Annotated in this window: 22 protein-coding genes; 6 read left to right on the top strand and 16 right to left on the bottom strand. The window is 42.4% G+C overall.

What is annotated here, in order from left to right; all coding sequences use genetic code 11:
- Positions 1-69: 69 nt before the first annotated feature.
- The 6 genes from ACYQ3Q_RS16995 to ACYQ3Q_RS16970 form a co-directional block, all read right to left on the bottom strand.
- Positions 70-387, bottom strand: coding sequence for a DUF3870 domain-containing protein (locus tag ACYQ3Q_RS16995; protein WP_459929715.1), 318 nt, complete (start codon positions 385-387; stop codon positions 70-72).
- A gap of 234 nt (positions 388-621) precedes the next feature.
- Positions 622-1,005, bottom strand: a complete 384-nt coding sequence (locus ACYQ3Q_RS16990) for a hypothetical protein (protein WP_459929714.1) — start codon at positions 1,003-1,005, stop codon at positions 622-624.
- Between the two features lie 21 nt (positions 1,006-1,026).
- Positions 1,027-1,194: an ATP-binding cassette domain-containing protein gene (locus ACYQ3Q_RS16985; protein ID WP_459929713.1), complete on the bottom strand. Its 168-nt coding sequence runs from the start codon at positions 1,192-1,194 to the stop codon at positions 1,027-1,029.
- A 250-nt stretch (positions 1,195-1,444) separates the two neighbouring features.
- The gene (locus tag ACYQ3Q_RS16980) at positions 1,445-2,053 is read right to left on the bottom strand and encodes a TetR/AcrR family transcriptional regulator (protein WP_459929712.1); all 609 of its coding nucleotides are present in this window, start codon (positions 2,051-2,053) and stop codon (positions 1,445-1,447) included.
- A gap of 86 nt (positions 2,054-2,139) precedes the next feature.
- The gene (locus ACYQ3Q_RS16975) at positions 2,140-2,328 is read right to left on the bottom strand and encodes an SHOCT-like domain-containing protein (protein WP_459929711.1); all 189 of its coding nucleotides are present in this window, start codon (positions 2,326-2,328) and stop codon (positions 2,140-2,142) included.
- Positions 2,329-2,531: 203 nt separating this feature from the next.
- Positions 2,532-2,936, bottom strand: coding sequence for a DUF2089 domain-containing protein (locus ACYQ3Q_RS16970; RefSeq protein WP_459929710.1), 405 nt, complete (start codon positions 2,934-2,936; stop codon positions 2,532-2,534).
- Between the two features lie 311 nt (positions 2,937-3,247).
- Between ACYQ3Q_RS16970 and ACYQ3Q_RS16965 the strand changes: the two genes are divergently transcribed.
- Entirely contained in the window at positions 3,248-3,574 is a 327-nt protein-coding gene (locus tag ACYQ3Q_RS16965; protein ID WP_459929709.1) for a DUF1904 domain-containing protein, read from the top strand.
- Positions 3,575-3,607: 33 nt separating this feature from the next.
- Here the strand turns inward: ACYQ3Q_RS16965 and ACYQ3Q_RS16960 are convergent, their stop codons facing one another.
- Together ACYQ3Q_RS16960 and ACYQ3Q_RS16955 are read right to left on the bottom strand one after the other, a co-directional pair.
- Positions 3,608-4,228, bottom strand: a complete 621-nt coding sequence (locus ACYQ3Q_RS16960; protein WP_459929708.1) for a DUF4352 domain-containing protein — start codon at positions 4,226-4,228, stop codon at positions 3,608-3,610.
- Positions 4,229-4,594: 366 nt separating this feature from the next.
- Positions 4,595-5,404, bottom strand: coding sequence for a methyl-accepting chemotaxis protein (locus ACYQ3Q_RS16955; protein ID WP_459929707.1), 810 nt, complete (start codon positions 5,402-5,404; stop codon positions 4,595-4,597).
- A gap of 536 nt (positions 5,405-5,940) precedes the next feature.
- On the opposite strand from ACYQ3Q_RS16955, the gene ACYQ3Q_RS16950 reads away from it, so the two are divergent.
- On the top strand, positions 5,941-6,777 hold the full coding sequence (locus tag ACYQ3Q_RS16950) for a DUF2889 domain-containing protein (RefSeq protein WP_459929706.1): 837 nt from the start codon (positions 5,941-5,943) through the stop codon (positions 6,775-6,777).
- An 80-nt stretch (positions 6,778-6,857) separates the two neighbouring features.
- On the opposite strand, the gene ACYQ3Q_RS16945 is transcribed toward ACYQ3Q_RS16950, so the two are convergent.
- Positions 6,858-8,426: an amidohydrolase gene (locus tag ACYQ3Q_RS16945; protein ID WP_459929705.1), complete on the bottom strand. Its 1,569-nt coding sequence runs from the start codon at positions 8,424-8,426 to the stop codon at positions 6,858-6,860.
- A 402-nt stretch (positions 8,427-8,828) separates the two neighbouring features.
- On the bottom strand, positions 8,829-10,187 hold the full coding sequence (gene dsdA, locus ACYQ3Q_RS16940; protein ID WP_459929704.1) for a D-serine ammonia-lyase: 1,359 nt from the start codon (positions 10,185-10,187) through the stop codon (positions 8,829-8,831).
- Between the two features lie 274 nt (positions 10,188-10,461).
- Between dsdA and ACYQ3Q_RS16935 the strand changes: the two genes are divergently transcribed.
- Positions 10,462-10,710 carry a peptidoglycan-binding domain-containing protein gene (locus tag ACYQ3Q_RS16935; protein WP_459929703.1) on the top strand — a complete coding sequence of 83 codons (249 nt, stop codon included), beginning with the start codon at positions 10,462-10,464 and terminating at the stop codon, positions 10,708-10,710.
- 52 nt (positions 10,711-10,762) lie between these two features.
- On the opposite strand, the gene ACYQ3Q_RS16930 is transcribed toward ACYQ3Q_RS16935, so the two are convergent.
- The 4 genes from ACYQ3Q_RS16930 to ACYQ3Q_RS16915 all read right to left on the bottom strand — a co-directional run bounded on the left by ACYQ3Q_RS16930 (position 10,763) and on the right by ACYQ3Q_RS16915 (position 14,771).
- Entirely contained in the window at positions 10,763-11,125 is a 363-nt protein-coding gene (locus ACYQ3Q_RS16930) for a MarR family winged helix-turn-helix transcriptional regulator (RefSeq protein ID WP_459929834.1), read from the bottom strand.
- A 416-nt stretch (positions 11,126-11,541) separates the two neighbouring features.
- Complete coding sequence (locus ACYQ3Q_RS16925; protein ID WP_459929702.1) at positions 11,542-12,003, bottom strand: peptidoglycan-binding domain-containing protein; 462 nt, start codon at positions 12,001-12,003, stop codon at positions 11,542-11,544.
- A 214-nt stretch (positions 12,004-12,217) separates the two neighbouring features.
- Positions 12,218-13,726 (bottom strand): ABC transporter ATP-binding protein, encoded by a 1,509-nt coding sequence (locus ACYQ3Q_RS16920; RefSeq protein ID WP_459929701.1) that lies wholly within the window; start codon positions 13,724-13,726, stop codon positions 12,218-12,220.
- Positions 13,727-13,739: 13 nt separating this feature from the next.
- Entirely contained in the window at positions 13,740-14,771 is a 1,032-nt protein-coding gene (locus ACYQ3Q_RS16915) for a BMP family protein (protein ID WP_459929700.1), read from the bottom strand.
- A gap of 303 nt (positions 14,772-15,074) precedes the next feature.
- Between ACYQ3Q_RS16915 and ACYQ3Q_RS16910 the strand changes: the two genes are divergently transcribed.
- Positions 15,075-16,319, top strand: a complete 1,245-nt coding sequence (locus ACYQ3Q_RS16910; RefSeq protein ID WP_459928991.1) for an IS110 family RNA-guided transposase — start codon at positions 15,075-15,077, stop codon at positions 16,317-16,319.
- A gap of 120 nt (positions 16,320-16,439) precedes the next feature.
- On the opposite strand, the gene ACYQ3Q_RS16905 is transcribed toward ACYQ3Q_RS16910, so the two are convergent.
- Both ACYQ3Q_RS16905 and ACYQ3Q_RS16900 read right to left on the bottom strand, forming a co-directional pair.
- Positions 16,440-17,375 carry an ABC transporter permease gene (locus tag ACYQ3Q_RS16905; protein WP_459929699.1) on the bottom strand — a complete coding sequence of 312 codons (936 nt, stop codon included), beginning with the start codon at positions 17,373-17,375 and terminating at the stop codon, positions 16,440-16,442.
- The gene (locus ACYQ3Q_RS16900; RefSeq protein WP_459929698.1) at positions 17,375-18,481 is read right to left on the bottom strand and encodes an ABC transporter permease; all 1,107 of its coding nucleotides are present in this window, start codon (positions 18,479-18,481) and stop codon (positions 17,375-17,377) included. The genes ACYQ3Q_RS16905 and ACYQ3Q_RS16900 overlap by 1 nt, the downstream gene beginning before the upstream one ends.
- Positions 18,482-19,007: 526 nt before the next feature.
- On the opposite strand from ACYQ3Q_RS16900, the gene ACYQ3Q_RS16895 reads away from it, so the two are divergent.
- Both ACYQ3Q_RS16895 and ACYQ3Q_RS16890 read left to right on the top strand, forming a co-directional pair.
- Positions 19,008-19,139 carry a PAS domain-containing protein gene (locus tag ACYQ3Q_RS16895; protein ID WP_459929697.1) on the top strand — a complete coding sequence of 44 codons (132 nt, stop codon included), beginning with the start codon at positions 19,008-19,010 and terminating at the stop codon, positions 19,137-19,139.
- Positions 19,084-19,224 carry an ATP-binding protein gene (locus ACYQ3Q_RS16890; protein WP_459929833.1) on the top strand — a complete coding sequence of 47 codons (141 nt, stop codon included), beginning with the start codon at positions 19,084-19,086 and terminating at the stop codon, positions 19,222-19,224. The genes ACYQ3Q_RS16895 and ACYQ3Q_RS16890 overlap by 56 nt, the downstream gene beginning before the upstream one ends.
- The last annotated feature ends 10 nt before the right edge of the window (positions 19,225-19,234 follow it).

The raw sequence follows: 19,234 nt of genomic DNA, 5'->3' as shown, positions 1-19,234 counted from the left end.
TCCTCTAAATTTTCTCCTTTTGAAAAATGCCTCAACACTTTATTCGATTATCTGGAATTAAACGAGTATTCATTTTGACAACGTCAGATAAATACGATGTAGATCTTTTAAGGCTGCTATTATTGCATTCTGAGCAGCACCATGATAAACACTCTTAATTTCTGTATACACACCCTCAAGCCCGTCGTTTAAGGAACTACCCACCAAGATCTGGGCCAAGAAATCTTGAGCCTGCTGAGTAACCAGGGTACAAGAAACTTTGACGATCACCCCATACTTCTTGTCTACCTCAGTTACAATAGCAAAAGTTCCAAATAGGCTTTTAGCAGCCATACCCTGTGGTAAATTAGAATGTCCGACAATCATGATTGTTTTTTGCTTCGTCATAGTCTGCACCTCCTCTGCCAATAAATCTTTACACTGGATTAACCTTAAAGATTAGTTTGCATAGCAAATTAATATACTGTTTCGACATTCCTGTATAAAAACCTTTAAATTCGAGATAGGAGCTGAACATCCCCAAATATACAAAAAGCATTCCTAAGTATTCTGTCAGAGGAAGAACAGCTGAGCTGCGTCAAAAGAAGGGGGAAAAACAAGGGGACAGGCACTCTGTTTCACTTACCTGCGTGCCCTTACAAGACTAATAGCTAAATACAGCCAAGCCAGGTGCACAATTAGTGCTTGACCCAAAGTAGTAAGATTCTCAGAATGTCTGACTAGCTGAGAAGTCCAGTAAAACGGTATGAACGCTGAGATATCACTTAGCCATTTTAAATCTAATAAATCAGCCAGTGCAGCGAAAACAAAGATATTAAGGCCTTTGGAATAGGTCAATCCTTGAACCTTGTTGTCGGCTAGGGAAAACATAATCAGAGAGACCACTACACTTTGCACACCACTCAATAAAGCAATGAAGAATACTTGGATCACGGACAGCTCGACAATTGCTAAGCTGAAGCAACTCAATATCGTATAGGGGATACATAAAGCAAATGGAATCAATAATCGGTTGGCAATATAACCCTACCCTTTCAGAAGCCCGATCAAAACTCTTTGGATGGTTGTTTTGCCTGACCCACTGGGACCGAGGAAACCGAAAACTTCCCCAGGGTGGATCCTGAAATCGATGCCTTTGAGTGTGTTTCCCTTGGCCCCACGATACTTATATGCCAAATTTTCGACTCTTAACATCCTGCTTCCCTCCTAAAATAATCATGCGCTCATTATTAAACTATTAAATTTCCGAATCTAGGACTAATTAATTCTATAAGGGGTCGCGTCTTACTATCACGGCATCTTGCCATCCATGGCGATGCTCTAATCTCGAACATCCCTTGAGTCATGGCGGTGTTCTAACCTAGAATGTCCGTGTTCGAGTCATGGCAGTTGTTCAAATCTCAAACAACTCTGTTCGAGTTAATAATCTGCGAGAGCTCCAAACTCAGCTTCTCTTCGTCATGCCCATTATCCCGAGGATATAAAATAGGAACAAGTCGGCCATCATATCAAGCCGCTCATTTTCATCGGAAATGTTACGAAGTATCGTGATGATGCCATCGATAATTTGTACCGAAATAAGCTCAACAAATTTAGTGGAAAAAAGCATCCCAGGATTTTCATACTGCTCAAAGTGCTCAAAGAAGTGGGCGCTGAGGAACTTTACAAATTCCCCCTTTGTATGTTCATAGTTCGTTCCTGCGCTCATATCTAACATAATTAAAAATCGGTTTGTAAAGATAGGCTTTAATTCTGTTAAAAAACTGCGTAAAGATTCTTTCCACACGGCAAGATCAACTGATTCACTGACGTCTGCCATAAGTTCACCATCATAGTGGTTGTTAAGCATATAGATAAAGGCAACATGTTCGTGTTTTACAAGATCATCAAACAAGGCTTCTTTGCTGTCAAAGTAATGATACAAGTTGCCTATTGTCATACCTGCTCGTTTAGCTATCTGACGTAAGGAAGCGTTACGATAGCCTTTCTCAAAAAACTCTTTTTCGGATTCGACTAAAATATTTTCGCGCAACTCATCTTTTTTATATTGCATTAGTAATCACCTGCTTATTATTATAGTAATCGATTTGTTTATTTTTGTAAACTCAATAATACTATATTAACTCCCATTTCACATCATTATGAAATGGGGGATGGAGTCTCCCCAGTTAAGTTTATTCCCTTTTTTGCTAACCCATTCCCAACGATCTGAGCCCCTTCATTTTGCGAGTTTCCCTCCTCAATCACCTTCAGTAGTTCCAGACCTTCAACCGCTGTCAGTTTACCTTCTTGAATCATCTCAAGAATTTTGATTTTTTCACTGCCCATTTCCCATACTCCTTTCCTGTCTTTTGGTAGGTCCCTTCACGTCATCACAGCTTCTTGGCATCACGGCATCAAACCATACATGGCTATACTCTAGTCTCGAACGTCCTGTTCGAGTCTTAGCTACTGGGACACTAGGCCATCCTTAGCCCGCGCCCTAACAACTCTTAATTTAACTTTTATCTTTGGATACTTATTCTTAATTCTTAATCCTGTTTCCTCATTTGACGAGTAGCTTCCAGTGCTGATATTTCTCCCCGCTCAAGAGCCTCCAAGATCTCCTGCCGACGTAGACTTTCCTCATGGAGGTTCTTCCTTTCGTTTTCAGGGTCTTTTTCTTTAAAAGCTCCGTAACCAAGGGCCTCAATCACACTATCTAAGCGACCTCGTACGGTAGGATAAGAGATACTCAACTCTTTTTCAACCTCTTTTATATTCCCACGACACTTGATAAACGCTTCCACGAAGATTAACTGTTCAGTTGGAAGTCGACAAAACTTACACGAGCTAAATTCCCCTTCAATTTTTGTCGGACAGTAGGTGCAAGTTAGTTTGCTAATCTTCATTTCATGATCGCACACTGGACAGCGATGGGGTACCTTATAATCCAAGATTATCACCTCTCCGTAAAGTTGGCGCCGAAGACTTCTATACTTAATATAATAAATCTTAATATTTATTATGTCAATATTTGAATTAATATATTTAATTATTTCTCTAATATACTTAAGGATAAGCATACTTTTCCTTCTTTTTTGCTGTATAAGGCGCTAGCCTCCGGAGAGGCAAGCTGAGGGATACAATTGACACACCCCATACTTGTCCATAGCTACCACTCAGACAGTATAAACATAATGCAGCTAGCCCCCGGAGAGACTAGCTGCATTATGTTTGATAGAATAATACCATGGAGGTGATACAAATGCCCCAAATTAAGATGCGTGGAATTGAATTAGAGATTGTCCGTAACCTAAGTAAGCAGTTGATCGACGAACTTGCAGTCCTGACACAGTCTCCGAGGGATGACTTCACCCTCGAGGTGATTCATTCAACCTTTCTCATGGATGGAGACGTTGTCTCAGGCTATCCCTTTATTGAGATCGCATGGTTTGACCGTGGACAAGAGATTCAAGACCAAGTGGCGCAAGCCATTAGCCGCTTCCTCAATGAAGCCGGCTGCTTCAGCGTAGATATTATGTTTACTGTTTTGGAAAAACCACGCTACTACGAAAATGGAGAGCATTATTAGACAAAGGGCTAGGGGATAACCTTAAAACAAGAATTAGTTAACAACTGCATAGTGTTGATCATGCACAGGGATTTTTATGGTTGCAATTCTTTTATTAGTACTTAATGGATCAGGGATAACCACTAACTCAAATGTTTGAGCTCCCTTTAACACTTCATACCCTAATTCACCCGACATCTTTTCTCCAGCTTTGATTGTCCCATCTATCGCATCCTTGACTGCTAGAGCGGCACCTATACTGAAGCTTTGACTTTTGCCAGTGTTATCTCTAAGTTTAAAACCTAACATACTCCTAACTTCAGCATCAGCATTCCCCTGATTTTCTATAGTTAAATCCACTAGGAGGAAAGTATTTCCTTGCCTAGGTGACTTCTCTACATCACCGTCACCATCAAAAGTCCTTACACTGTTGATTTTGTATTGGAGATTCCCCAGCTTAAAAGTCTCTCCCAGAACACAAATCTTTTGTTGCGTTGTACTTGGAATTTGCTGCGTCTGAAATTGTTGTGAATTAGTGTAAGCCTGAGTAGTTAAAGCTACCGCTCCTAATAAAAAGATCATCATCGGAACTAATAGGACAATCAAGCAATATTGAATCTGCGAGCAATACCGACGTTGCCTATCCGCCCTAAGTGTCGCTACATATTTCTCCATGTTCTTCATCCTCCTCTTCGCTTGGAGGTTGCCAACCTACAAGCTGGTGCTAATAACTTCTTAAGTGAAGATTATCACGAAGATGGCCATCTGTCTATAGCCTCATCAAATGACATCATTACTTAATACTATGATCAATTTAATAGGTGTTAGTCTATGATGTAATATTTTGGCGAACTTTGTATTTTTCAATGAATATGAACGATTGGTTACAGTTATTAAGCCTATAGAAAAAATCTATGATAATTATTATTTATTATAACACCCCTAATTTATTTTCAATTAAACTAGCAACGTTTTGGTTGACTACATTACCAATTAAAAAAGGCACCGATTTTTTAAATCGATACCTTTTTTAATAAATTCTTAGCTTTGTCCCATTTCCACAAGCTTCTTAGCCATACTCTCAATTCTTTCCAAACTTAGGGCAATTTCAGAAACGTCAGTGGCATGATTTTCGGTCACCGCGGTCAGTTGCTTGATAGCCGCAATTAAAAGTCCCACAGAGGATTGCACCTCCTGAATATTACTGTCGATCGCTTTCGTGGAAGCATCAGTATCCGAAGCAAGCCTCCTGACTTCTTCAGATACGATAGCGAACCCCCGTCCATGTTCACCCGCCCGAGAAGCCTCAATAGCTGCATTGAGTCCTAAGATGTTACTTTGTTTGGAAATTTTCTTGATTTTCTGGGTTAATTCATTGGTTCTACCCATCTCTGCGTTCACGTTTTCAGTTTCATCGTCCATATTCCTAATTGTTGCCGCTAGTTCTTCAGTAGCACCAGACAAGTTTTGGGCTGAAGAAGAAATCGTTACTACAGCCTCAAGAATTTCCTTACCAGTTGCGATAAGTTTGTCATAAAACTCAACGGAACATGCTATTGCAATACAACCAGCAATTTTCGACTCTTCAAAGATTGGCAGGGCAATACCGACAAAGGGAACCCCGAAAAGTTCTTTGGATACACGCCTTACAACACGCTTCCCGCTCGTAAGAGCTTCCAAAACATTAGAGCCCGGAGTTGGTGGGTTCCCAAGCTTGGCTTTAGTATTGATTGTCTTCCCAGGGTAATAAGCAACAATCTTCTCCGTATCGAAAAGTGTAACGGCGACGTCATCATTGAAAAATTGCTGAACTTCTGGAACTATTAGCTGGTAAGCCTCGAATTTTGTCACTTCAATACCTCCGTGTTATAAGCATATACCGTTTATTTCACGCATGACATCCTCTTTAAGTTGCCCTAAAATCCTGAAGATAACTAACGCAACTATATTCGACATTAATAGAATAAAACCTTTAATATTCGCGCTATAATAATCCCTCTGGCCCTTTCTCGTTAGGTCACCCGATTCAAAAGTGACCTTTTTTGGAAGGCAACCGAATTGCACCTTTGCCGAATATCCTCGGCTTTTTGCTTCCTGATAGCACTGAATTGAGTGCTGCGCTAGGTCAGTATGTAGTCAGACATTGTGCTTACCTTCCATTTCCTCACTAATTTATATAGTCATGTAATAGGTAAATCATTATTTAGGGGACAAGTTCTTAAATCTATCTAATTATACCACTCTAACCTTACTTCGAAAATTACCACTTGTTGCCGTCAAATAAAAGAAGTTCCTCATTACTTGTATCAAACTATAGAAGGATTTAACTCTTTCGATAAAGAATATTCTGATAAATAGCTTTGAAATAGGGTTAGGGAGGTATTTTTATGAAGAATCTTTTTCAGCGCAATTGGTATACAGAGGTGCGCCGCAGCGACAATGGACTACTCAAGGCGAAAACCAGTTATGTTGATACTTACCGGGAAGCCGTGGCCCATCTAATCGTTGACGTAAATTCTTTCGTCATCCAAGAAGCTTGGTGGGAAGAACAGAGATCTACGGAACCCATCAATGCCCGCACTCTTCAGGTTACACCCCTGTGTGGATCTGAAGCTTACTTTAGTTCTGGTCCCGCACTCAAAGAAGCGGCTGAGTTTCTCAAGGACCCTCTGGCGGTTGCTCTATTTTCCGAAACCATAAAAGGGATTATCCAAGCTGAAACCTTCCTCCTACACGAACGAGGCTTTGCTTCGGAACAAGACTATGAAAACAAGTGGATGAACTTCTATTCAGGCTCCTGTCGCTTCTTCAGTAGCCTGGATAGGATTACAAAGACCTGGTATGACCATGTCGGCGAGAGTAAACGAGATGGAAATTTATTTGTTCGGTTCAAGACCCAGAGCTTTTTTGATTTGGGTAATCATCAATATTTACTGACTGGGAATTTGAGTGATTCATTCCACGAAGTCAATGTTAAGATTAAATTAGACGGATTTATCGTGGCAGAGGCTGATGGGGTTCTTCTCCGGACTCCAGATCTAATTTGCCGCGAAGCAACTGTGTTACTTGTAAATCTTCATGGCATAAACTTACGGAGAATTGCGAAAAAAGAACTTGCTGGCATCTTAGGTAAAGGACAGGGATGCGTTCATTTGATTGATTTAGTCAGTGATTGTGCCTATATCTTAGAAACTTACAAAGGTGATCATAGGGTTATGGTTTAATTGACATGTTTAATAAAACGGTAGATAAAAGCGATTGGTTTACCAATCGCTTTTATGCTCAAAAACTAAATTTGTTTGCCTTAACGAGAGATAAACTTGTTTTTAGCAGCTTCAAGCAATAGCCCCAGTGAGTTAGCAGGGGGACCCATGTATTTTTGCCCCTTGAGGAATAGATCTACGACTCTAATCTCCGCTAACCTCGCCGGTGTTACCTGAAGCGGATTTTTATCCAGCACTACAAAGTCAGCCATCTTCCCCTTAGTCAGAGTGCCTCTAGCGGCTTCGTCAAAAGACAGCCTTGCCGGCCAATATGTATGCATCCGCAGAGCATCCAGCACTGAAATTCGCTGCTCTGGGTTTGGATGCTGGCAAGCGGCAAAGATACCCTGTACCGGATCAGGCAACGTGCAGGGGGCATCAGAACCACCAGCTATTGTCAGACCGTGCTTTATCATGTTCCGGAGAGGAATCAAGTCATTGACCCTTTGACCGAGAATTTCTGCTAAATAGTCGCTAGGCTCCTGCTCCCAGTGAAGAAATGGGGTTTGAACAGCGAAGTGTAATCCTAATTTGGCGGCTCTCTCCAATAAAGGCGGTGGGATCAGATCCGCATGGATAATAATATGACGGTGGTCACTTCGTGGATAATCCGTCAGAGCCTCTTCATAAGCCACTACTGCTTGTTCGACCGCAGCATCTCCGATGGCGTGCATTGCAACCTGAAGTTCTTGCCGATTAGCCCTTTTGACGAAGTCCGATACTGTTTGTTGTGAATAGACCAGTACGCCTTTATTATTCTTATTATTACTATAAGGTTGACTTAAGGCTGCATCCTCTGAACCGAAACAGCCATCTAAAGCCGTAGCAAAGCAACCACCGATCCGCGGCATTTTTCGTTTCTGAACCTTATCAACGATCATCGTTTGAAAATAAATACGGAAAGTTTGGGGCAAACCATAAATCGAAACCCGCATCATGTCTACATCGATATCCCGTGGGAATCCAACTCCTTCAACAGTATGAACCAAACCAATACCCCTGCGTGCTAAATAATCCGCGCCGTTGATTAGATTCTTTAGAAGAGTAAAGGGAGAAACAGATCCGGTTATGTAATTAACTCCATCGTAAAAGGCTTGGTGGTATAACCACCCAGTTTCTCGGTCAAAACCTGGGCTTTTTTGGACAGCATCTGGAAACTTGGCTAGTAACGCTGTGTTAGCCACTGCTGCATGTCCATCATATTTAACCAGCAAGAGGGGAAGGGTTGTGATCTTATCCAAATCAGCACGGTTGGGAAGTCGTTTCTCCTTTACAATATGAGCTGAGCAGCCAAACCCTAGAATGAGTTTTTCCTGAGGGTTATTTCGCCTGTACATGTTGATAACGTCTCCCATCTCGTTAAAGTCACGAACAGTGCGGACATCTGGGGTAGACAGGAATAAAGAGAATGAGGCGAAATGGAGATGGGAGTCCGCAAAGGCTGGCACAACGCATTTTCCGCCCAGATCTACCCGTTGCTTGATTCCTGCATATTCATCGGGAAGTCGGTCCCCGGTAAAAACGATCTTACCTTGGTCCTCAATCAAGACTTTAAAGGTTCTATTCTCGTCCTCACAAGATATAAATTCTCCGTTTTCATAAAGCCTCATTGTGTCACACCTACCTATATTTGCTCATTTTCACTACCTGACTATTCTACTCAGCGAATGGTTCATACTTTTGTTTTCGCCGAACTTCCCACATTTCCTCCCAACAATTACTAATTTCTTTTCAATTACTACAAGCACAATATCCCGATACAAGCAATCCCTTGAACATGCCAACACTCAGCTTCCATCAGAAGAACGCATTGCCGTCATTTTAGGACATATGAAGGATGAGGAGATTGCTAAAATCATGAGTATTCACAGAACCCTCCGGTAACTCTGATCAGGGATCCTTGACAGCGGAATTGAGTCTGGAGGAGAATGTTCCAAAACTTTTCCGCAGCTAATATGAAGCACGTTGAAGTGACATCAACGTGCTTCTCGTACTTACTATATCTACTATATCTACTGTATATCTACTGTGCCTGTACACAAATATTGATCCATTACTTCGCTTGGAACTAAGCTTCCACCGGTCGCCCAAATAATATGGATAGCTTGGGCCATTTTATTCTCCAGTTCGAACTTCTTTAAATACTCAAGGCCCGCATCGGCCTGTAATAGTCTGGCCGGTCCGGGCATTCCAGCAAGTGCAGAAGGTTCAAGCTGGAGGTTTTCGGCATCACTCAGGGCCTGAAGCAAGCTGAAAAGTACCTCGTCTTTAATGGTGTAGGCGCCACTCAGTATGGGTTCAAGCACTGTTCCTACGAAACGCGAAGCTCTACCAACGGCTAATCCATCGGCTTCGGTTTTATTATCCAGACCGATATCCTGAACCGAGATTTGATCATGAAGGCCGGTCGCCAAACCTAAGAGCATACACGGGGAATGAGTCGGCTCAGCGAAGAAGCAATGGACATTCTCTTTGAAGACTTGCTTTAAGCCATAGGTTATCCCCCCCGGTCCACCCCCCACACCACAGGGAAGGTAGACAAAGAGTGGATGATCCGAATCCACGGCAATGTTCATCTCGTCCAATTGTCTTTTTAAACGATAAGCAGCTACAGCATAGCCTATAAATAAATCACGGGAGTTCTCGTCATCGACAAAATGGCAGTTTGGATCCTTCTTAGCTTGCTTTCTCCCCTCTTCGACCGCTTTGCTATAATCCGAGCTGTATTCGATTACTTGGACTCCCTTTGAACGGAGAAGTTCCTTTTTCCAAGACTTGGCATCGGAGGACATGTGGACTGTGACCTGGAATCCGAGTTTTGCTCCGATTACGCCAATACTTAGGCCTAGGTTCCCCGTCGATCCTACTGCGATAGAGTGACCGGAGAAGAATTCTTTGAACTTTAGTGTATTTAAAATTGAATAATTGTCATCTAGTTCCATTATACCTTGCTTGATTGCAAGGTCTTCAGCATGCTTAAGGACTTCATAGATTCCGCCTCGAGCCTTGATCGAGCCAGATATCGGGAGGTGGCTGTCACATTTAAGCAAGACACGCCCAAGAATTTTTAAGTCGTAGCATTTTTCCAGATATCCCTGCATATCCGGAATAGGTACAAGGGATGATTCAATGAGCCCTCCGGTGTCTCGGGTTTCTGGGAAGGCGTGCGCGATGTAGGGGGCGAAGCGAATGAGCCTCTCCTCCGCTTCAGAGATTTCTTTTTCACGAATTGGAACAGGGTTTTCGGACGTCCTGTATTTTGGATTAGTCCAGAAAACCTCTTGAGTAGAGATCAGTTTATTCAGTAATGGAAATTCTAACTTCCACTCAGTAAGTGTTCTGCCAAGGATAACATCGTTATTCAATATCATTTCCCCCTTGCTTTCCTCTAATCAATCATTGCCTATCATATCCCTCCAAGGGAGCTAAAAAACTTCTCTTGGTAATCAGAATAACACAAATCCCTTTATTCGTGTTTCTCAATTCTGTGATTTGATTCTTTGTTCAATAAAAGAGAAATCCACCAAGATCTCTAAGAAACTGTACCACACAGCCAAAAAATCATCTTGTTTTAACCCTATACTTTTTATTGTTATTAACACAGAATAACGCCCCGCACATATGCTACAAAGGGGGGTGTATGATATGCGGACGCTCAAACGCGGTTCTAGTGGTAATGATGTCATGGAAATCCAGAGCCTCTTGGCAAAGATGGGTTATAATCTTGGTTCCATTGACGGGATTTTTGGCCTTCGAACCGAGGAAGTAAGTAAACAGTTTCAAAGAGATTACGGTCTAAGTGCGGATGGTATTATAGGCTTGAATGCTCATACAGTGTTACAAAAGTTTCTCTTAGGTTATGAGAATTATACCACTATATATGGAGAACCTTAAGTAGTATTGCTCAAAAGTATCGTATCAATCTCGTGCGAATTAGTTGCTGTTACTATTTTGTCATTGATAATAGCTTTTCGATCGAGCCAGTAATTGTTTTTAAGGTACGAATAATCTCTCGATAGTCATCTTGATTTAAATCAGATATGAATGCCTTATTTGCATTATCAGAAATTTCGATGAGTTGTTCAAGGACACTTTCGCCTAACTCTGTAAGGGTTATGCTATAAATCCTACGGTCATTTAGATCAATATTTCTAACCACATATCCTTTTTTTACTAGCAAGTCCAAGCTTCTTGTTACGTTTGTTTTATCTTTAAGACACGCACGGGCTAAGTCACTTTGTGACGCCCCTGGATTATGATACACAGCATTTAGGATTGCCCATTGTTCTGTTGTGACATTTAAGGTTATAATAACACAAATCTAGAGTAGAGCAAATCAAAGGGGCAATAAGCCCTATCTTCCCTGAGTTAGATTCTTTCTGCAATTTGCAACCACATAATTCAATGGCATTCCATACTTAACATGTCATACTAGAAGGAAATTTGATATGATTTGAAGAGTAAGGAAAGCGCCCCTTCATGGACATAATCATAGTATCTTCATCAACTCTAGGAGCTGACCACCTATTCATTTCAGAAATTTGTAAATCCTAAAAAAATACCAAAAGGGGGATAAGGTTAGCTATCCAAGAAACAGGAGTTACTTGGATACTACCCCGATAATAATTATTCGAAAAGATTGTCCACGGATTAATGGATTAAAAGAGGTACAGCTACGCTGTTTCCTTACCTATTGATTGCGGCCCTTTTTTCTCTTTTTGGGCGCTAAACACAATTTACGCCTAGAGCAGTCCAAGTCTGTATTCCGACGATTCCATCTCGCAATAGTTTCGAAGTGTTTTGAAAATTAATTACAGCTGTTCTAGTAATGGGTCCAAAAATCCCATCGATATTGCCTTCATAGAATCCCCTGGTCTTAAGAAGTCCCTGAAGTCTCGTTACAGCTGGTCCGGTGCTTCCTTGTGCAAGTGTCGGGCAGTTATTTACCGGTGGTGTATTACAATTTACGCCCAATGCAGTCCAAGTCATTCTACCGACAATTCCATCCTGCACTAGTCCCTCGCTCTGCTGGAAAGCAACCACAGCTGCTCGAGTCATAGGTCCAAAGATTCCATCAATGCTTCCAGGGGCGAAACCGGCTGCTACTAACCTTTGTTGCAATGTTTTAACGCTAGCACCCGTAGAACCCTGTTTTAATAAAGGACATTGCGATATGTTATTATTCAAATTGAAGCCCTCCCTTTCTTGGCTAATATATGTAGGATCGACTAATCATGTTAATTGTCCGCATATGACCTACTATTAATATTTAAACTTTACTATGATAAGTTATTGTCAACGGCTAGCTAGTTCAAAAGGGTATTGAATCCAGCAAAAACAACTCCCTCAGAGCAATTAAGCAATTCTGAGGGAGTTGTTTTTCCTAGCTCTCGAGCCTCCTTTAGGCTATACCAGCCATCAAGAGACCCAGAATACGTTCATTTGTTTCCTCAACCGGCATAACCTTCATAACCCTGCCCTCATAAAGTACTGCTATGTTATCACATAGGCTCGTCAGCTCTTCAAGATCTTCAGAAATCAATAAGACTCCAATACCGTTTCTACGGGCTTCCAGGAGTTTGCTATGCAAATACTCTGTCGCCCCAATGTCCAGTCCCCGAGTAGGATAAGCAGCTACCAGCGCTACTGGACTACGGGTTATTTCCCTAGCTAGAATGACCCGTTGGATATTGCCACCGGACAAACTGCTTGTAGGAGTTTCCAAGTCAGGTGTTTTGATCCCGTACTTATCTACCAACGATGAACTGTGGGACCTAATTGCCCAGTTTTGGAGAAGCAGATGTTTGGCAAAAGGAGGCAAGTGGTGATCTTTCAGAATAACGTTTTCCCAGATACTAAAGGAAGGGATACTTCCCACATGAAGCCGATCTTCTGGGATATAACCCAAGCCCTGCTCAATGATATGAGCCGGTGACATTTTGGTGCTTTCTTTGCCATTTAAACTAATTTTACCTTTACTTACTTTTCTCAGTCCAGCGATCACTTCAGCAAGTTCTTTTTGCCCATTACCTGAAACTCCGGCAATTCCTAAGATTTCTCCTTCTCTGATCGCGAGAGAAACTCCAGCCAAAGCCTCTGTTCCTTTATCCCCCTGCGAAAAAACATTCTCAAGCTCTAATACAGTCTTACCCGGCGAGAACGTTCCTTCCCTTTTACAGGGAGCCATTTCTCTTCCCACCATTAACTGCGCAAGAGCTTCTTGCGAAGTTTCCCGGGTCAAAACATCGGCGCACACTGCCCCATCCCTAAGGACGGTAACCCTATCACTCAAAGCCATTACTTCATGTAATTTATGGCTTATTATTATGATCGAGTTTCCCTGCGCGGCCATGTTTCTGAGCAACTGAATTAATTCGTTGGATTCCTGGGGCGTGAGTACTGCTGTCGGTTCATCCAGGATCAATAGATTGGCACCGCGATAAAGCGCTTTGATAATCTCTACGCGTTGCTGTTCCCCAACACTTAACTGCCAGACATAGGCATCGGGATTGATGGCTAAACCATAGGTGTCCGTAATTTCTTTAATCCTTTTAGCAGCCGTTTTGAGATCCACTAAGAACGTCTTGGATAACCCTAGTATAACGTTCTCACAGACAGTAAGGGTGGGCACCAACATAAAATGCTGATGCACCATACCAATTCCGAGCGCAATAGCGTCCTTGGGAGAATTTATCTTGACTGGTTTACCATTTAGCAAGATCCTACCTGCATCAGGCTGGTAAAGGCCGTAAAGGATATTCATCAAAGTGGTTTTGCCTGCTCCATTTTCACCCAGAATGGCCAGTACTTCACCGGATTTTATTTGAATATTGACATTGTTACTACATAGGACACCAGGAAAACGTTTGGTGATTCCAGACATCTCTAAGTGTTCAATCTTTTCTTCCATTTGTACTCACCCGTTATTTCTTCGGTAATTCCACTTTTAGTTTTCCGCTGATAATCTCTTGCTTAGCTTTTTCTACTGCAGCTTTGGCCTCAGCAGGGATCTTATCTGCTAATTTTTCATTGTACTTTAATATAATCGTTCCGTCAGCTAAACTCAGGGTTAAGTGTTGTCCACCAAGAGTTCCCGCTTTTCTTAATTCAATAATTTTGCCAACAATCTTCTCCCAGTTATAGACCTGGGCTGCTAAAACGTGGTTAGGAGCAATATTGCTCTGATCCATATCCGTTGAAAGCCAGTATTTGCCCTCGGTTTCAGCAACTGCTCTCAAGGCCCCTACAGCCTGCTGAGAGGAACCTGTGATGATGTCAGCTCCGGCACTCATATGGGTTTTGGCCATATTGCCTGCCCCCACGATATCATTAAAGGAGCCCGTATAGGAGATACGCGATTTTACATCTGCTTTACCCGCCATCACACCTTGCTGTACACCATAGTTGTATTTTACTGCATCACCGGATTCTACGGGTCCAACAATTCCCACGATACCCGATTTGGTCATCATGGCAGCGAGCATACCTAACAGGTAGCCACCTTCTTGAGCCTGTGGATCATAAGCAAAAACGTTGGGATGAGTGGCGAAACCGGTCCCATAGGCAAACGTTGTTTTAGGGAAGTCCTTGATAATTTCGGCTAAGACGCTTTGGTACTGGGAGCCGTGGGCAAAAATTATATCATACCCTTGGGTTGCATACTGGCGGATGGCAGACCCTGCGTCTACAGCATTCCCCAACTTTTCGCTGATGGCAACCTCCACTTTGTCTTCACCCATGGTTTTCTGAACGGCTTTTAAGCCTTCCACCATGGACTGGCCCCAAGCTAAATCATCTACAGTAGCCGGAAGCACAAGAGCGATGCGGATCTTTTCCACTTTTGGAGCCTCAGGAGCAGGGGTAGGAGTGGATTGAGCGGTGGGTTTGGTGCCGCAACCACTTAAAGCTAAGAGAGTAAGGGCAGCCAACAATAAAGTAAGTACTCTTTTTTTCATGTTTATATCCATTCCTTTCGCTGCGCTCAAGGCACAAAACGTTATGAAACGTGTTGGCTTTGAGCGTTATTTTATTTATCCTATAAACGTAGGGATAGCAGTTAACTACAAACCACGGGGAGGTGAGTGGGCTACTCCAAACACGGAGTGACCGCATGTTTATATGTGTAGATTGCCTTTCCAAGCACAAATAAGTGTGACTTTGAGCACGCAGACTTATCTTTGTATAAACATTACTCGTTTATAGCTAGGCAATCAGTCAATGCTGTCTATCCCTTCAAATCTAGGAAGGGAGATTCTACTGTGGCTTTAAAAATTGTCCATCAAATTTGTTGTGGCATTGACGTCCACAAAACCTTTGTGGTTGCCTGTATTGCTACGACAAACAACAAGGGGGTTACTAGTTACAAACGCCATCGCTTTTCTACCTTTACAAAAGGCCTAAAAGAGCTGTCACAATGGCTTTGTGAAAACAACTGCAGCGAAGTTTGTATGGAGTCTACAGGAAAATACTGGATTCCAATCTTCAACATTCTTGAAGATTCTTGCAACATTACCCTCGCTCACCCGAAATACGTCAAAGCGATCCGCGGTAAAAAAACGGATAATAAAGATGCTCAGTGGATTGCCGACTTGTTCAAGCATGACCTTGTCGCAGGTAGCTTTATGCCACCACTTGCCATTAGACAGCTTAGAGACTTGATGCGCTATCGCGCTAAGCTGACCAACTTTATGTCCAGCGAAAAAAACAGACTTCAAAATTGCTTGACGGTATCCAACATTCAACTTGGCAATGTCCTTTCGGACACTTTTGGCAAGAGTTCTATGAAGATTATTGACAAGATCCTTGAGAACCCCCTGGATACCACGTTTGACTTAGAATCCCTTGTACATTGTTCTCTGTTTAAAAAACTTCCTGAACTTGAGCTTGCCGTTGATGGGTTTATCACACTCGAACAAGCGGGGAAACTTAAAATCATCAAGCGACACTATGAAGATCTCACTGAGCGCAAATCAGATCTTGAGGGAATTATCCTTTCTCTTTCCGTGCCCTACGCAGAAGAACTAAACTTGATCTTAACTGTTCCGTCCTTTAAAAACATCTTTTCTACCATTACTGTGGTTTCCGAAATAGGTGTCAATATGGACGTGTTCCCGACAGCTAAGCATTTATGCTCCTGGGCAGGGCTTACACCTACGAATAACGAAAGTGCCGGAAAGAAAAAGTCTGTTAGGATTTCAAAAGCTGGTTGTTACATCAAACCACTTTTAGTCCAATGCGCCACTGCTGTGGTAAAGAGTGAAAAGCATCCTGAAATCCGTAACCGCTACTTAAAACTCAAAAAGCGTCGTGGGCACAAACGAGCAATCATCGCAATTGCGCGCATGTTACTAACTGCGATTTATATGATTCTTAAAAAGAAAGAACCCTATAATGCTGACTTATACAAAAAATCCGATGTTCTTCCAGTAGACCGCGAAATCACGGTTGAACAAGCAATTTTGATCGCTAAAAATCAAGGATACCGAATAAAAACTACAGCCTGACTCAGTATATTAATTCAATTTTAAGTCATCTCTTGATGGCTTGTTTGCTATGCTCTCGAACTAATGTGCGTTATCCTACAAATGTTTCAGACTTTTTTCCTCCTTAAATTTTCTCTATAATTAACCTCTGGTTCCGCGCTGAAAGGGCTTACCCAGTGCTGCTGGGGCCCAGACGCGTCCATAGGAAATTGCTAGAGCAATAATGGTTACCATGTAAGGCAAAATAACGGCCAATTCGTAGGGGAAATTGATTCCCAACACTTGAACCATGCTCTGAAAGGAATCCGCCAAACTAAATAAAAGAGAGCCAAGCAGGATTCCCCAGGGACTCCATCGTCCAAAGTAAACTAGGGCAATGGCAATAAAACCCCTGCCTGCTGTGATATTGTCAGCATACATATTAGCCTGGCCAATCGTTAAGAAGGCCCCGGCCAGAGCAGCCAGCATACCGCCTACAATCAAGCACTGGTACCTGATACGTACTACACTTACCCCCAAGGTATCCGCTGCCTCTGGTTTATTGCCTACTGCCCTCACATTAAGACCCCAACTCGTCTTAAAAAGTATAAAGCCTGTCAACGGAACTAGAAGAAACGCCGTGTACACTAATCCATTATGGTCAAATAGTACGGGTCCTAGAAATGGAATACTACTCAATAGTGGGATTTTTATAGTCTTTAAGCCCTCGATGGAAGTAATTCCTCCCACGTACAGGCGGAAAAGCACACCCGACAGACCCCAACCAAACATGTAAAGTCCTATACCACTAATTCCCTGTTCGGCCTTAAAGGTCACGCTGACCAAAGCCATTAACAAGCCCATTAAAGCCCCTATGACCAAGCTTACGACGATGCCTAGCAGAGGACTTCCCATTTGCAAAGTTGCATAAAATCCCGCAAAAGCGCCCATCATCATAATTCCTTCTACGCCTAAGTTATAAACACCTGAGCGTTGGACGAACATTTCCCCTAGGGCGGCTAAAAGGTAAGGGGTGGCCAGACGGATACCAGTAGCCAGTATAATAATGATAATATCGAAATTCAGGACACCATCCATTATGACTCGCCACCTTCCTTGTCCACTTTTTCTCTAAATAGCTTAGCCTTTACTTGGGCTAAAGAACCTGAGTTCCTTAGGAAGTAATCGCTGGAGACTACAAATAGGACAACGAGTCCTTGGATTACCATGATCATGGCTGCTGGGATATTGACAGCCCTTTGCATCATCTCAGCCCCTAAAAGCAGAGCACCGAACAGTATCGCGGCCGGAATAGTACCTAAAGGATGCAAGCGACCGAAAAGGGCAGCTACGATACCACTGAACCCGTACCCTGCTGATAGACCCTCTAAAGCGCGGTGATGAACTCCCGTCACCTCAACGACACCTGCAAGACCAGCCATTCCTCCCGCAAGAGCCATAGCCAGGACTAAGTACCATTTTACTTTAATGCCAGCGTATCGAGCAGCCTCAGGTCCAGCACCTACCGCTCGCATACGATATCCGATACTGGTACGCCATAAAAAAATATAAACCAAGACCGCTAACACAAGCGCGAAAATTATACCAGAATGAAGTCTAGTCCCTGGGATAAGTTTGCTAAGCCAGATTTGATCAGGGATTAAAGCTGTTTGTGGTACCCCTGTGCCGTATGATACCTCTTGTGGGTCAATTAATGGTCCACGTATGAGAAACATATATAACTGTATCGCAATCTGGTTAAGCATTACAGTACTTAAAATCTCATTCACTGATAGACGCGCCTTCAGCCAACCAGCAATTCCTCCCCAGATCGCTCCACACAAACCGCCGACCAGAAATACCATTGGCAGCAAGATATACGCTGGAAGATGAGGAAAGGAAGTGGCTACGGAAGCCGCCCCAATAGCTCCTGCCAAAATCTGACCTTCCGCGCCAATGTTGATGATCCCGCTGCGGAAGGAAATAACGATACCCAACCCCACCAAAAGAAGAGGAGCTGTGCGCACTAAAGTCTCAGTTATCCCATATTTGTCATTCAATGGGCCTGAAAACATAACTGCATAGGCTTTAATAGGATCTGACTTAGCTAAAAGAAGAAATAGTGCACCTACAAGCAATGCTCCCACTAGAGCAGCAAACAATACTAAGACTTGTTTTAGGACCCCTCTGAATTTTAAGTTCAATACGCTACAACTCCATCCTGTTGGAAATTCACCGATGTATTTTTCTTTGTTGTTCTGCTCACCTTCCCTTCTGCCAAGAAGAAAAGCTTCCTAGAGATAACAATCTCCAGAAAGCTTAATGCCAATTACTGTACAAGGTATATTATATTACCTATACCTACAAAATACAATAAATTCTTAGAGTGGATTATTTTTCACATGTTGATAAACTTCTGAAAGTGAACTCGTCAAGCTAAAGCTGAACATCGAGTCTTCGGTGGGGGACTCTACCCCCACCGAAGCAGAGTACGGGGACCCACTCCCACTCGAAGAAGTGGGAATCTTACGATTGGATAAAAATATCGAGCAAAGACCCCCGCTAAAGATTGTTGCTAAATCTTTAAAGAGCGCCTTTGCTCGATATTAATTATTCATAAATTATCACTTTATAAGCCAACCGACAAGGGGTAATTTAAAAGTATACAGTATAAAATTGTAGAGTATAAGATGACTTGTCGAATTTTCTTAATGTAACACACCTGTATCATTGGACATTGATGGAACTATTTTAGAGGTTAATAAAGCATGGTTAGATCTTTTAGGCTACTCGAGACATGAAGTTATTGGTAAATGGATTCAGAAGAAATGGCACTGGCTTAGGATTAGCAACATGTTATAGCATTGTTGCTAGGCATAACGCTACTATTAGCTTTGATTCTGGTCCAACTGGGACTACCTTTTATATTAGGTTTAATGCATGCTAATCCCATGAAA

The sequence above is a fragment of the Desulfosporosinus burensis genome, assembly GCF_054657535.1.
The sequence above is the reverse complement of the archived record's forward strand: the minus strand, read 5'-3'. Positions and strand labels throughout refer to the sequence as shown.

Coding starts and splice junctions, on each gene's coding strand:
- ACYQ3Q_RS16995 (WP_459929715.1), bottom strand. CDS start 387: ATGACGAAGCAAAAAACAATCATGATTGTCGGACATTCTAATTTACCA.
- ACYQ3Q_RS16985 (WP_459929713.1), bottom strand. CDS start 1,194: ATGTTAAGAGTCGAAAATTTGGCATATAAGTATCGTGGGGCCAAGGGA.
- ACYQ3Q_RS16980 (WP_459929712.1), bottom strand. CDS start 2,053: ATGCAATATAAAAAAGATGAGTTGCGCGAAAATATTTTAGTCGAATCC.
- ACYQ3Q_RS16975 (WP_459929711.1), bottom strand. CDS start 2,328: ATGGGCAGTGAAAAAATCAAAATTCTTGAGATGATTCAAGAAGGTAAA.
- ACYQ3Q_RS16965 (WP_459929709.1), top strand. CDS start 3,248: ATGCCCCAAATTAAGATGCGTGGAATTGAATTAGAGATTGTCCGTAAC.
- ACYQ3Q_RS16960 (WP_459929708.1), bottom strand. CDS start 4,228: ATGGAGAAATATGTAGCGACACTTAGGGCGGATAGGCAACGTCGGTAT.
- ACYQ3Q_RS16950 (WP_459929706.1), top strand. CDS start 5,941: ATGAAGAATCTTTTTCAGCGCAATTGGTATACAGAGGTGCGCCGCAGC.
- ACYQ3Q_RS16945 (WP_459929705.1), bottom strand. CDS start 8,426: ATGAGGCTTTATGAAAACGGAGAATTTATATCTTGTGAGGACGAGAAT.
- dsdA (WP_459929704.1), bottom strand. CDS start 10,187: ATGATATTGAATAACGATGTTATCCTTGGCAGAACACTTACTGAGTGG.
- ACYQ3Q_RS16935 (WP_459929703.1), top strand. CDS start 10,462: ATGCGGACGCTCAAACGCGGTTCTAGTGGTAATGATGTCATGGAAATC.
- ACYQ3Q_RS16920 (WP_459929701.1), bottom strand. CDS start 13,726: ATGGAAGAAAAGATTGAACACTTAGAGATGTCTGGAATCACCAAACGT.
- ACYQ3Q_RS16915 (WP_459929700.1), bottom strand. CDS start 14,771: ATGAAAAAAAGAGTACTTACTTTATTGTTGGCTGCCCTTACTCTCTTA.
- ACYQ3Q_RS16905 (WP_459929699.1), bottom strand. CDS start 17,375: ATGGATGGTGTCCTGAATTTCGATATTATCATTATTATACTGGCTACT.